The organism is Mesorhizobium sp. L103C119B0 (assembly GCF_000502235.1).
Lineage (GTDB): Bacteria > Pseudomonadota > Alphaproteobacteria > Rhizobiales > Rhizobiaceae > Mesorhizobium.
In genome coordinates, this window is the sequence record NZ_AYXE01000007.1 from 286,562 (window position 1) to 299,204 (window position 12,643).

The window sequence follows — 12,643 nt, forward strand, 5'->3', positions numbered from 1 at the left end:
CAATGCATGGCGGCGGGGGCTGGTGCAAGCCGGTCGCAGACCGTGCCGCCCCTCGCGTCAGGACGCCCCAGCCTGCCAAGGCAAGGTCGCCTCATAGGCCGCTCCGGCCCTGAGCACGGCGAGGTCGCCGCGCGGCCGGCCGATCAGCTGCATGCCCAAGGGGCGGCCTTTGTCGTCGAAGCCGACGGGCACGTTGAGCGCCGGACAGCCGCCGAGCGTGGCGAAGGCCGAAACCTGCATCCAGCGATGGTAGCTGTCCATCGTCCGTCCGGCGACCTCACTTGGCCAATGCGTGCCGACTTCGAAAGGAAACACCTGCGCCGTCGGCAGCGCGATGAGATCGAAGTGCTCGAACAGCGACAGCAGCGTCCGGTGCCAGGAGGTGCGGATGACCGAGGCCGCGCGGATCTGCGGCGCCGTCAGTCGCATGGCGTTCTCCACCTCCCAGACGGCTTCCGGCTTCAGCAGGGCGCGCTTGTGTGGGTCGTCATAATGGACTTTCAGCGCCGAGCCGCTGCTCGCCTGCCGCAGCGTCACGAAGGCTTGCCACAGTGCCTCGAAATCGAAATCCGGCAGCAAGGGCTCGGTCAGGAAGGATGCCTCCGCGAAGCGGCCGAGTGCGGCCTCGCACAGGTCGAGGATGCCAGGCTCTACCGGCAGGTGACCGCCGAGATCACCGAGCCAGCCGACGCGGCCGCCGCTTGCCGGCGTTGCCAGCCCTTCGAGGAACGAACCAGGCTTTTCCCAGGACAAGGGCGCATGCGGATGGTAGCCCGCCTGCACATCGAGCAGCAGCGCCATGTCGCTGATGCTGCGGCCCATCGGTCCGTCTATGCCCATCTGGGCATGAAAGACTTCAAGATCCGGCCCGCCGGGGACAAGGCCCTGCGACGGGCGGAAGCCATAGACATTGTTCCACGCCGCCGGATTGCGCAGCGAGCCGCCGAAATCGCTGCCGTCGGCGACCGGAACCATGTCGAGTGCAAGGGCGACCGCAGCGCCGCCGCTCGACCCGCCTGCGGTGAGCGCCGGATCGAAGGCGTTCAGCGTCGGGCCGAACACGTTGTTGTAGGTGTTGGATCCCAGCCCGAATTCGGGAACATTGGTCTTGCCGATGATGATGGCGCCGGCCTTGCGGATGCGCTCGACGAAGAAATCGTCCTCCTGCGGCACGAAATCGGCAAAGATCGGCGAGCCGAAACTGGTCCTCAAGCCGCGCGTCATGGCGAGGTCTTTTATCGCCATCGGCAGGCCAAACAGCGAGCCGGCCGGCCCGCCTTGCGCTAGATGCGCGTCCGCCGCGTCGGCCTCGCGCAGGATGTCGGAGCGCTCGCGCAACGAGACGATGGCGTTGACCAGCGGGTTTACCGCGTCGATGCGGTCGAGGAATGCGGCGACCAACTCGCGCACGGACAGGCGGCGCAGCCGGATCGCCTCGGCCAGGTCGACAGCGGACATCTGGCAGATGTCGCCGGCGGGGGGCACGGCGTGCTTCGTTGCGGGGCGCAGGGCTGTCATCCGGCGTTGTTGCGCAGGGCGGTGTCGACATCCGCCGCCAGCGGGATGGCCGGCTGGGCGCCGGGCTTCAGGCAGGCGAGCGAGCCGGCGGCTGCGGCGCGGGTGAGAGCCTGCTCCAGCGGCAGGTTGGACGCCAGCCCGGCGGCGAGATAACCGCAAAAAGTATCGCCGGCCCCGACCGTGTCGACCGGCGTGATCTTCAGCGCCGGCACGGTCAGGAAATCCTCCGGGGTCGCCGCCAGCACGCCGTCGCCGCCGAGCGTGACGACGATGGTGCGGCCGGTTTTGCCGGCGAAGTCGCGCATGCGCGCCGGGCGGTCTCGGCCTTTCAGCGACAGCGCCTCGCCGTAAAGGTCGAATTCGGTTTCGTTGGCGACGGCGTAGTCGGCCTTGCCGAGCAACGCTGCCGCCTCGCTACGGAACGGCGCGGTGTTGAGCACGGTGACCGCGGCGGCGGCGCGTGCGGCGTCAAGCGCTGCATCGACAGTCTGCAACGGGATCTCGTGCTGCAGCAGGACGACGTCGCCCTTCGCAAGGAAAGCCTTGGCGAGATCGCCGGGCAGCACCGAATCATTGGCGCCCGGCACGACGGCGATGACATTCTCGCCATCGGCGCCGACGAGGATCAGCGCCGTGCCGGTGGAGGCGAAGCTCTGGCCGACGCCGGAGAGATCGACCTTGCCGGCCACCAGCAAAGCCAGCGCCTCAGTGGCGAAATTGTCCTTGCCGACGGCGCCGACCATGCGCACCTTGGCGCCGGCGCGCGCCGCAGCCAGCGCCTGGTTGGCGCCCTTGCCGCCGGGCGCGGTGGTGAAGCCGGAGCCGCGGACCGTCTCGCCCGGCGAAGGCAGGCGGTCGACATTGGCGATAAGGTCGAGGTTGATCGAGCCGACAACGATGATCAAGAAAGCCTCCTGCGGAATGCGCGGGAAGCTAACCTGTAACCCGGCGGCTTGCCAGAGCGTGCGGATGTTTTGCGCCGGGAGCTCGCAAAAAGAAAAACACCGGCGAAGGGATTTCGCCGGTGTTGTTTGATGCGGGCAGCTTCAGGACGCGGTCTGGCCCGCTTCCCAACCGAGGATGGCGCGTTTGCGGGTCAGGCCCCAGTGGTAGCCGGTGAGTGCGCCGGACTTGCCCAGCGCCCGATGGCAAGGGACGACGAAGGACAATGGGTTGGCGCCGACCGCCGCCCCCACCGCCCGGCTGGCGTTTGGCGCGCCGATCCTGGAGGCGATCGAAGAATAAGTGCAGGCCTTGCCCATCGGGATCCTGAGCAGCGCGTCCCAGACGCGCAGCTGGAAGTCGGAGCCGATCATCACCACGCGCAGCGGCTGGTCGGCGCGCCACAATGTCGGATCGAAGATGCGCGCCGCATAGGGCTGGGTGGCGCTCATGTCCTCGACATAGGTGGCGTTCGGCCAGCGGCCCGACATGTCGGCGAACGCCGCCCGCTCGCCGCCCGGATCGTTGAAGGCGAGCCCCGCAAGGCCACGGTCGGTGACCATGATCAGGGCGATGCCGAAGGGCGAGATGTGGTAGCCGTAGCGGATGGTCAGGCCAGCGCCGCGCGTCTTGTAGTCGCCCGGCGACATCGCCTCGTGGGTGACGAACAAATCGTGCAGCCGGCCGGGGCCGGACATGCCGAGTTCGAACGATGTTTCGAGGAGCGGCATGCCGGAATCGAGCAGTTTGCGGGCATGGTCGAGGGTGACCGCCTGCAGGAAGGCTTTTGGCGACAGGCCGGCCCAGCGGGTGAACAGCTTTTGCAGGCCCGTGGGTGTCTCGCCGACATCAGCGGCCAAGGCTTCCAGCGAGGGCTGGTCGCGATAGTCGAGGCTGATCTTCTCGATGGCGCGGCGCACGACCTCGTAGTCGCTGCCGTTGGGGGTGATGTCGTGCTGCAGGATCGCTGTCGGTTTCATCTGCGTATTCATGGTCATCTGGGCGTTCATGGCAATATCTCCTTGACCGCGAATATCGGTCTTTCCGCCCCTTGCAACCACCCGAAACTTGCCTTGTTGCCGCCTGTTCCCAGATAAATACTGGATTGCGCCCCGGGAGATGCCAATGGCCGGCGAAAGGGTGAATCTGAGCGGAGCAAGGGAGACCTTGCTGATGACGCTTTATGGCAAGGCACTGGAAAGCCGGCTGCCGCATTCGCTGCTCGGGGATCGCTTCGCCGACGAGGCCGTGCGCAAGATCGACTATGATTTCTCGCGCCTCAAGGTCGACACCAATCTCGGCATCGGCCTGGCGATCCGGGCCAAGACGTATGATGTCCGCGTTCAGGACTTCATCGCCAGAAATCCCGGCGCCATCGTGCTGCATCTCGGCTGCGGGCTCGATACGCGCATTTTCCGTGTCGATCCACCCGAAGGCGTGGAGTGGTTCGATGTCGATTTTCCGGATGTCATCGCGCTCCGGCGCAAGCTTTACCCGTCCCGGGACCACTACCACCTCGTCGGCTCTTCGGTAACCGACCCAGACTGGCTGGCAGAAGTGCCGAGCAATCGTCCGGCCGTCGTGGTGATGGAGGGGTTGACGCCTTATCTCCCGGTAGAGGAGGGGCCACGGCTGCTGTCACGCCTTGTCGCGCATCTTGCCGGCGGCGAGCTGATGTTCGACGCCTACAGCCACTTCGGCCTGAAGATGCTGCGCCTCAATCCGACCATCAGGGCGACGGGCGCCGAGGTTCACTGGGCGATCGACGACCCGCAGGTACTGGAGCGTGCCGTTCCGAAGCTGCGCTTTGTCGACGATATCTCGGCCTACAGCGCCGAACGCACCGCGCACATGGGCTGGTCCGCGAAACTGTTCATCGGACTGTGGAGACACATTCCCGCATTGCGCAAGGTCGGCAGGATTTTACGCTACCGGTTCTAATGCGGCGGCTCTAGCGCGTCCTGGCTTTTGTCAGTGCCCGCGAAAAGGCCACAGCAAAACTCTCGCGGGAGTCTGGGTCCAGGAATGACCCGATCGGCACATTCTGTCCTTGTGCTTCCACCGTCATCCTGGTGATGCCGATCTCGGCATGGCGAGCGACGGAAAAGCGCGCCCAGAACGGGTTGAAGCGATGCGCTTCCGACTTTCCCGAGGGCGCCGTCTTGCGGATGTCGAGGCTGGTGCGCGACACCGACACTTCCTCGCGGGCACGGGCGGCACGATAGTTGGCGCGGAAGGCGATGTAGACGGCGATGACGTCGAGGCCGAAGAAGCCGAACACCGGCCAGGCGCCGCGCGACAGGAAAAACGCCCCGGTCACCACCCAGCCGAACAGCAGCGCGCCCATCAGCACGGCAAAGCCGGTGCGGCCCAGCGAGCGGTGCGGTGTCAGCAGCGCCTGGAAGAATGGCTCGTCGGCCTGAAACGAGGCGTTTGTGTCGCTCATCCCAGGATATTATAGGAGGGAAATGGCCAGCCCCAAGTCCAAAAATCTTTCCCTATCCAAAAGTGAACTGCCGCCCGGGCGGCGCGACGGCTCGAATGCCAAGCCGCGACCGCGGCCGGCGCGGCTCCGTTCGCTCTACAGCGCCGCCGAGGTGCATGAGATCTTCCGGCGGTTTTCGGTGCAGCGGCCCGAGCCGAAGGGCGAGCTCGAGCACGTCAACGCCTTCACGCTGCTGGTGGCCGTGGTGCTGTCGGCGCAGGCGACCGATGCCGGCGTCAACAAGGCGACGCGGGCGTTGTTCAAGGTCGCCGACACACCTGAAAAGATGCTGGCGCTGGGCGGAGCCAGGGTTGGCGAGTACATCCGCACCATCGGACTCTGGCGCAACAAGGCCAAGAATGTCGTGGCGCTCTCGGAGGCGCTGATACGCGATTACGGCGGCGAGGTGCCCAGCGAGCGCGATGAGTTGGTCAAGCTGCCGGGGGTCGGGCGCAAGACCGCCAATGTCGTGCTCAACATGGCGTTCGGCCAGCACACGATGGCGGTCGACACCCATATTTTCCGCATCGGCAACCGCCTCGGCCTGGCGCCAGGCAAGACGCCCGAACAGGTCGAGCAAGGGCTGCTGCGGATCATCCCGGACGAGTATATGCGCCATGCGCATCACTGGCTGATCCTGCATGGCCGCTATGTCTGCAAGGCGCGCAAGCCCGATTGCCCGGCCTGCGTCATCGCCGATCTCTGCAAGGCCGAGGTGAAGACGACAGACGTGCCGGCGCCGCTCGTGGAAATCGCGGCGCCCGGCGTCCCGACAACTAGCTTTCCTCCACGAACACCTCTTCGCGCTTCTTCTTGACCGACGGCAGGAAGACGACGACGAGCACGGCCAGTGCGACGAGCAGCAGGCCGGCGCTGATCGGCCGCGTCACGAAGGTCGAGGGGTCGCCGCGCGACAGGATCATGGCGCGGCGCAGGTTTTCCTCGAGCAGCGGGCCGAGCACGAAGCCGAGCAGCAGGGGTGCGGGTTCGCAGCGCAGCTTGGTCAGGATGTAGCCGAGCAGGCCGAAGAATGCGACCGCGTAGAGATCGAAGGCGTTGGTGTTGACGCTGTAAACGCCGATCGAGCAGAACGCCATGATGATCGGGAAGAGCACATAATAGGGGATCGTCAGCAGCTTCACCCATAGCCCGATCAGCGGCAGGTTCAGCACGATCAGCATCAGATTGCCGATCCACATCGAGGCGATGATGCCCCAGAACAGCGCCGGCTGCTCGATCGCGACATTGGGGCCGGGCACGATGCCCTGGATTATCATGGCGCCGATCATCAGCGCCATGACCGGATTGGCCGGAATGCCCAGCGTCAGCATCGGAATGAAGGAGGTCTGGGCGCCGGCATTGTTGGCCGATTCCGGTCCGGCGACGCCGGCGATGGCGCCCTTGCCGAACTCCTCCGGGTGTTTCGACACGCGCTTTTCGACCGTGTAGGAGGCAAAGGCGGCAAGCACCGCGCCGCCGCCGGGCAGGATGCCGAGCGCCGAACCGATGATCGTGCCGCGCACGATGGGTGCTGCCATCGCCTTGAAGTCGTCGCGGGTCGGCATCAGGCCGGAGACTTTTTTGATCATCACCGAGCGCTCGTGCTCGTTTTCGAGATTGCGCAGGATCTCGGCGACGCCGAAGACGCCGACCGCCACCGCCACGAAGTTCAGCCCGTCGGCATATTCGCGGATGCCGAGCGTGAAGCGCGGCGTGCCGGTGTAGATGTCGGTGCCGACAATGCCGAGCAGCAGGCCGAGCACGACCATCGCCAGCGCCTTGACGATCGAGCCATGGGCGAGAGCGATGGACGAGACGAGGCCGACGATCATCAGCGAAAAATATTCGGCCGCGCCGAATTGCAGGGCTATTGCCGTCAGCGGCGGGGCAAAGACGGCGACCAGGAAGGTCGACACCGTGCCGGCGAAGAACGAGCCGATCGCGGCGATCGCCAGAGCCGCCCCGGCGCGACCGTTCCTGGCCATCTGGTAGCCGTCGATGGCGGTCACGGCCGAGGAGGATTCGCCGGGCATGTTGATGAGAATGGCGGTGGTCGAACCGCCATACTGGGCGCCGTAGTAGATGCCGGCCAGCATGATGAGGGACGAGACCGGGTCGCCGATCTGGAAGGTGATCGGCAGCAGCATGGCGATGGTTGCGGTGGCGCCGATGCCGGGCAGGACGCCGATCAGCGTGCCGAGCAGAACGCCGATGAGGCAAAAACCCAGATTGGCCGGCGTGGTGGCCGTCGAAAAGCCGAGTTCGAGGTTCCTGAGGAGGTCCATCTCAGCGCCTCACAATGCCAGCCATTGGGGCAACCAGGGGCCGAAGCGCTGGAATGGCAGCCCGAGCGCGTAGCTGAAGACCAGCACCGAAAACAGCGTCAGGCCGGCCGACAGCAGAAGTGCCGTCAGCGGCTTCATGCGGGCGCTGGCAAAAGAGGCGATCAGCGCCGTCAGGAAGATCGACGGGACGAAGCCGAGGCCGCGCACGGTCATGCCGAAAAAGATCGGCGCCGGCAGGATGAACAGCATGCCGCGCCACGCAATGGGGCCGATCGGCTCGCCCTCGACGCGCACCGCCTGGACGAGGATGATGGCGCCGAGCACGATCAGCACGATCGCCAGCACCAGCGGGAAATAGCCCGGTCCCATGCGGAAGGCGGTGCCGATTTCGAGGCCGAGCGATTGTATCGCGAAAAAGGCGCCGAAAAAGATGAACAGCGCGGCGCACAGGCCGTTTGCCCTGTCGATGGCGAAAGGTTTCATGGCGGTCCTCCCCTGACCCTTGCAACGGGCTTGCCGTTGCAAATGTGAAAACGGACGTCGAAGCGAAAACGGGGCGCCGGCAGCGCCCCGTTCAAGCCTCAGTCGGCGTATTGGCCGGCGGCTTCGATGATCGGCTTCCAGCGCATGATCTCGCCTTCCAGCTTGGCCTTCAGCGCTGCCGGCGTCGCGTCGGCCTCGGACGACGGCTTGGTGCCGAGTTCGGCGAAGCGGGCGATGACGTTGGGGTCCTTCAGCGCGACCTGGAGCGATTTCGACAGTCGGCCGGTGATCTCGGCCGGCGTGCCCTTCGGCGCATAGAGGCCGTGCCAGATGCCGACCTGCACCGCGGGCAGGCCGGCTTCGATGGTCGTCGGCACGTCCTTCAGCACGTCGAGGCGCTCCGGCGTGGTGACGGCATAGGCCTTGATCGTGCCGCCCTGGATCTGCTTGGTGGTGTTGGTGGTCTGGTCGCACATAATGTCGACCTGGCCGCCGAGAAGGTCGGTCATGGCCGGACCGGTGCCCTTGTAGGGCACGGTGACCAGCGGCGTGCCGATGGCGCTCATGAACAGCATGCCGCACAGATGCGAGGCAGCGCCGATGCCGGCATTGGCGACGGTGATGGTGTCCTTGTTGGTCTTGGCGTATTCGACCAGCCCTTTCAGGTCGGCCGGCTCCAGGTCCTTGCGGGCGACGATGGCCATCGGCACCTCGGTGACGAGGCCGACATACTCGAAGGCGTTCAGCGTGTCGTAGGCGAGTTTTCTGTAGAGGGTCGCGCTGGTCGCCATGCCGATGTGATGGAGGAGCAGCGTGTAGCCATCCGGGTCGGCGTTGGCGACGCGGCCGGCGCCCAGCGTGCCGCCGGCGCCGCCGACATTTTCGACGATGATCTGCTGGCCGAGATCCTTCGACATGGCTTCGGCGACGAGCCGCGTAACCGTGTCGGTCGGACCGCCGGCCGCAAACGGCACGACGACGGTGATGGTGCGCTCGGGATAGGTCTGTGCGCTGGCGGTGAACGAATAAAGCGTGACGGCCGCGGCGGCGGCCAGGGCGGCTACAATTTTCCTCATCGTAATTCTCCTCCCAGGATATCAATCTCCGATCGCTGTGCAGGTCAGGCAGCGAGGGTGCAACAAAGGCAAGCTAACAGATTGTCGCCTGACGCAAACTGCAAAATACAGTCGTGCGCAACCATGGCGATCAGTGGGGAGTATGCCCGGAGGAGATGGGTTTGGTGTTGGCGTTGCTTCAATAACCGCAGGCGCGCGCCATCGCCGCCGCGAAGATCGGGATCAGCAGGAAGATGAAGGCTTCGGCGCGCACATAGGTCTTCACCGAGGCGAGTTCCGCAACCGGCACCTGAAAGCCGGGATTTGCACTGGCTTGCCGGTTCCAGGAGATGAAGCGGATGGTCGGGATGATCGACAGCAGGCCAACGATGCCGAATGCCGCCATCTTGGCCCAGAACACCCAGTTGTAGACGTAGAATTCCCAGCCCTTCAGGCCGTAGATGACGCGGCAGATGCCGATGATGATGATCAGCATGGCGATGATGCCATAATGGCGGTCGATGCCGGCAAGCCGCTTGAGCGTGGCGGCGGAGAGGTCGCCGCGGATCAGGACAAATTCGGCGCCGATGATGCCGGCCAGCGACAACACCAGCAGATGATGGAAAATGGCAAGCACGAGATCGGTGGTGTCCATGGCGTTCTCCTCCCATTGGCGGTATCGAGACCGGCCCTTGCCGGACCGGTTGCGAAAGGTAGCATCGTTCGGCAGAATTCCCAGAGGCGGACCTGGGTTGGACCATCGGCGTCGCCATCCTGACAGCTGGGGTTTTCTGAAATGACCGGACTGAAGCGCGCCCTGAACCCGATGCCGGACGACATCCGCATCGCCCTGACCGAAAAAGGACTGACAGCGGCCTACGAGGCGCGGCCGGACTACCAGAAGAACGATTATCTCGGCTGGGTCGCCCGCGCCAAACGCAGCGACACCAGGCAGAAGCGGCTCGACCAGATGCTGGACGAATTGCGGCGCGGTGGGCTCTACATGAAGATGGTCTGGCACGGCTGAAAGTAAGCCGACGCTGTTCGCTTCGACCGCCTGGTCGCGCCGGGCCGTTCGGAAGCTTCCCTGGCTGAATGATGATCCGGCTTGGCCCTTGTCCGGGCGCGCTGGTTTGCTAAGCGCTGACCGTCAACGGAGGCAGAGTTTCATGGGCAGTCCAAAAACAGCCGGCGTCCCGGTTCTCGAAACGGAACGGACCATCATGCGGGCGCACCGGATCGAAGATTTCGACGACTATGCCGTCATGTGGGCCGACCCCGTCACCACCCGTTTCATAGGCGGCAAGCCGCGGACGCGGGAGGAAAGCTGGATGCGGTTCCTGCGGCATGCCGGCCTGTGGTCGCTGCTCGGCTACGGCTTCTGGGCGGTCGAGGACAAGGCCAGCGGTCGCTTCATCGGCGAAGCCGGATTCCACGACCTGAAGCGCGACATCGAGCCGTCGCTCGAGGGCATTCCGGAAGCCGGCTGGGCGCTGGCGCCGCAAGCGCATGGCAAGGGTCTTGCCAGCGAAGTCGTCAGAAGGGCCCTGGCCTGGGGCGACGAAACCTTTGCCGGCGCGAGAACCGTCTGCATCATCGATCCGGAAAACACCGGCTCGTTGAACGTTGCGGCAAAGTGCGGCTACACCAAGGTCCTGGAAACCACCTATCACGACGGGCTGACGATCCTGCTCGAACGGCGGGTGTGAAGCGCTTCATCGACGCAAGTTCCACGTTCTGCCAGGGTTGGCTATTCTAATCTAGCTACGCAATTCCTGTGGGAAAACCGCTCACACTTTTCCTGGAATTGCTCTTTGGGGGAGCCGAACATGCGTGCGATCAATGCGATATTTCTGAAGCTTTTCTGGGCGGGGCTGCTGCTCCTGGCGGCCGTGCAACTGGCGGGCGCCGATGCGACGGTGCCGACCGCCGACATCGAGGGCGGTGCCGACAATCATCTGGCCAAGCGCTACGAGGGGTCGTTCATCGTCTCCTACGAAAAATTCGCCTATACCGATTTTACAGTGCCGCTGTCGCCGCTGAAGCCGAGCGCCGATCCGGATGCCCGTGACACGATGAACAACCGTGTGTTCGCGCCGGACAAGAAGGCTGAGGTCGAAGGCGCGCTGACCCGCATCGCCTATGTGCTGCCGGCCGAGCGCTCCCCGCTCGAAGTGCTGCGCAACTACCAGGATGTGATCGCGGCCGCCGGCGGCGAAGTCCTGTTCGAATGCAAGAAGGAAGAGTGCGGCGGCGCCGCCGACCGGTCGTCGAGCGGTGGCGGCGGCGACATGAGCCTGATGATGTATTTCTTCCATGAAAGCGACGTCAAGGACGCGGCCTTTTCCAATGGCGCCTGTGCGGTAACCACCGGTATCAACGACCAGCGCTTCTTCGCTGCCAAGGTGCCGCAGGATGGCGGCGACGCCTATGTCACTGTTCAGGCCTATTCGCTGATCGACGACCTCTACTGCAAGGAACTCAACGGCCGCACCATCGCCGTCGTTCAGGTGCTGGAGCCCAAGGCGCGCGACAAGAAGATGGTGGTGGTCGAAGCGGCCAAGATGGCGGATTCGCTGTCGGCCACCGGCTCCATCTCGCTCTACGGCATCTTCTTCGACACCGACAAGGCCGACATCAAGCCGGAATCGGAACCGACGCTGAAGGAGATCTCGACGCTTCTGACCAACGAGCCCGGTATGGCGGTGATCGTCGTCGGTCATACCGACAACCAGGGCGCCTTCGACTACAATATCGATCTGTCGTCGCGGCGGGCGCAGTCGGTGAAGGCGGCGCTGGTCTCGAAATACGGCATCGATGGCGGCCGGCTGACCGCCGCCGGCGCCGGCATGATGGCGCCCGTCGCCAGCAATGACGGCGAAACCGGCCGCGCCAAGAACCGCCGTGTGGTGCTGGTCAAGGCGAACTGAGGCCGATCACGGTTTCAGCGCCGGCTAGGCGCGCTGCCTGCTCCAGCATCGAGGCATCCTCGCCGAAGGCGCGGGTGGCGCGAGCGGCGGCCTCCAGCAGGTCCGGTGTCATGCGGCGCAGGAACGCCGTGTCGACGCGTGTCGACGGGCCGGCGAGCGTCAAGGCGCCGAGCAGAACGCGGCCCGGTCCGAACACCGGCACCGAGACGCCCGCCGTCTCAGGGTCGCGGTCGCCGATCGACAGATAGTGGCAGGCGTTGCGGATGGTCTCGTATGGTTCGCCCGGCTGGCCTGAAAACGCTGCCAGCACGCGGCCGCCAGAGCCGGTGAGCAACGGCAGCAGGTCGCCTTCCCGGATCGTGTAGCGGATCGGGTGCTTGGATTCGACGCGGTAGAGACAGGTGCGGGCGTCGCCCGAGCGGACATAGAACGCCACGCTTTCCCAGCTGCGTTCGGCAAGATCGCGCATGATCGGCAGCAAGATGTCGACCGCCACGACCGAGCGCTGGTAAAGCGCGCCAAGCCGGAAGGTGGCGGGTCCGATGCGGTAGCGGCCATCGTCGAGCCGCTCCAGCAACTGCCCACGCAGCAATGAGTTCGCTAGCCTCAAAATGGTGCTTTTGTAGAGCCCGGTGCGCGCCGCGATCTCGGCCAGGCTGAGCGAGCGGTCGGCGGTCGCGAACGCGTCGAGAATGGCGATCGCGCGGTCGAGCGCGGCAACACCATCGGCCGGCAACGGCTGGGATCGCGCTTCGGTCATCTCACGAACAGTTTCATTCCAGTTTACCTGCTCGGACAAAGGCCGGCCGAAGCGATTGTGCCGCACATCCATGGTTCTGTCTAGTAGAACAGCGTTCCTGTTGACAGAACGTACCGAAATCGGCATGAATTTTTGCCGAGCGGGTCTGTTTTCAGGCTACGTTTCTGGCAGGCACCGGAGGAGGT

Annotated in this window: 14 protein-coding genes; 5 read left to right on the plus strand and 9 right to left on the minus strand. The window is 64.9% G+C overall.

The features are described 5' to 3' along the window. Nucleotides 1–57: 57 nt before the first annotated feature. The 3 genes from X728_RS152175 to X728_RS152165 all read right to left on the minus strand — a co-directional run bounded on the left by X728_RS152175 (nucleotide 58) and on the right by X728_RS152165 (nucleotide 3,470). A complete protein-coding gene (locus X728_RS152175) occupies nucleotides 58–1,518 on the minus strand; it encodes an amidase (RefSeq protein ID WP_031195527.1) in 1,461 nt (486 codons plus the stop codon). Continuing rightward, nucleotides 1,515–2,423, minus strand: a complete 909-nt coding sequence (locus X728_RS152170) for a ribokinase (RefSeq protein ID WP_023714115.1) — start codon at nucleotides 2,421–2,423, stop codon at nucleotides 1,515–1,517. The genes X728_RS152175 and X728_RS152170 overlap by 4 nt, the downstream gene beginning before the upstream one ends. Before the next feature lie 141 nt (nucleotides 2,424–2,564). Beyond that, nucleotides 2,565–3,470 (minus strand): methylated-DNA--[protein]-cysteine S-methyltransferase, encoded by a 906-nt coding sequence (locus X728_RS152165; protein WP_031192912.1) that lies wholly within the window; start codon nucleotides 3,468–3,470, stop codon nucleotides 2,565–2,567. Nucleotides 3,471–3,585: 115 nt separating this feature from the next. Between X728_RS152165 and X728_RS152160 the strand changes: the two genes are divergently transcribed. Then, nucleotides 3,586–4,401 carry a class I SAM-dependent methyltransferase gene (locus X728_RS152160; RefSeq protein ID WP_023831690.1) on the plus strand — a complete coding sequence of 272 codons (816 nt, stop codon included), beginning with the start codon at nucleotides 3,586–3,588 and terminating at the stop codon, nucleotides 4,399–4,401. Between the two features lie 10 nt (nucleotides 4,402–4,411). Here X728_RS152160 and X728_RS152155 read toward each other — a convergent pair whose 3' ends face one another. Next, nucleotides 4,412–4,906 (minus strand): DUF2244 domain-containing protein, encoded by a 495-nt coding sequence (locus tag X728_RS152155; protein ID WP_023831691.1) that lies wholly within the window; start codon nucleotides 4,904–4,906, stop codon nucleotides 4,412–4,414. Between the two features lie 22 nt (nucleotides 4,907–4,928). Between X728_RS152155 and nth the strand changes: the two genes are divergently transcribed. Further along, entirely contained in the window at nucleotides 4,929–5,762 is an 834-nt protein-coding gene (gene nth / locus X728_RS152150; RefSeq protein WP_023683078.1) for an endonuclease III, read from the plus strand. On the opposite strand, the gene X728_RS152145 is transcribed toward nth, so the two are convergent. From X728_RS152145 to X728_RS152130, 4 genes are all read right to left on the minus strand, one after another. Further along, nucleotides 5,722–7,230 carry a tripartite tricarboxylate transporter permease gene (locus tag X728_RS152145; RefSeq protein ID WP_023683079.1) on the minus strand — a complete coding sequence of 503 codons (1,509 nt, stop codon included), beginning with the start codon at nucleotides 7,228–7,230 and terminating at the stop codon, nucleotides 5,722–5,724. The genes nth and X728_RS152145 overlap by 41 nt on opposite strands. 9 nt (nucleotides 7,231–7,239) lie before the next feature. Then, nucleotides 7,240–7,713, minus strand: a complete 474-nt coding sequence (locus X728_RS152140; RefSeq protein ID WP_023683080.1) for a tripartite tricarboxylate transporter TctB family protein — start codon at nucleotides 7,711–7,713, stop codon at nucleotides 7,240–7,242. Nucleotides 7,714–7,811: 98 nt separating this feature from the next. Next, nucleotides 7,812–8,789, minus strand: coding sequence for a tripartite tricarboxylate transporter substrate-binding protein (locus X728_RS152135; RefSeq protein WP_023683081.1), 978 nt, complete (start codon nucleotides 8,787–8,789; stop codon nucleotides 7,812–7,814). Nucleotides 8,790–8,967: 178 nt separating this feature from the next. Further along, nucleotides 8,968–9,423: a DUF2214 family protein gene (locus tag X728_RS152130; protein WP_023683082.1), complete on the minus strand. Its 456-nt coding sequence runs from the start codon at nucleotides 9,421–9,423 to the stop codon at nucleotides 8,968–8,970. 141 nt (nucleotides 9,424–9,564) lie between these two features. Here X728_RS152130 and X728_RS152125 point away from each other — a divergent pair, with 141 nt between their 5' ends. From X728_RS152125 to X728_RS152115, 3 genes are all read left to right on the plus strand, one after another. Continuing rightward, the gene (locus X728_RS152125) at nucleotides 9,565–9,795 is read left to right on the plus strand and encodes a YdeI/OmpD-associated family protein (protein ID WP_023683083.1); all 231 of its coding nucleotides are present in this window, start codon (nucleotides 9,565–9,567) and stop codon (nucleotides 9,793–9,795) included. A gap of 142 nt (nucleotides 9,796–9,937) precedes the next feature. After that, nucleotides 9,938–10,477, plus strand: a complete 540-nt coding sequence (locus tag X728_RS152120; protein WP_023686555.1) for a GNAT family N-acetyltransferase — start codon at nucleotides 9,938–9,940, stop codon at nucleotides 10,475–10,477. A 120-nt stretch (nucleotides 10,478–10,597) separates the two neighbouring features. Continuing rightward, the gene (locus X728_RS152115; RefSeq protein WP_023735111.1) at nucleotides 10,598–11,698 is read left to right on the plus strand and encodes an OmpA family protein; all 1,101 of its coding nucleotides are present in this window, start codon (nucleotides 10,598–10,600) and stop codon (nucleotides 11,696–11,698) included. Here the strand turns inward: X728_RS152115 and X728_RS152110 are convergent. Then, nucleotides 11,685–12,458 carry an IclR family transcriptional regulator gene (locus X728_RS152110; RefSeq protein WP_023686553.1) on the minus strand — a complete coding sequence of 258 codons (774 nt, stop codon included), beginning with the start codon at nucleotides 12,456–12,458 and terminating at the stop codon, nucleotides 11,685–11,687. The two genes, X728_RS152115 and X728_RS152110, sit on opposite strands and share 14 nt — an antisense overlap. Nucleotides 12,459–12,643 lie beyond the last annotated feature (185 nt).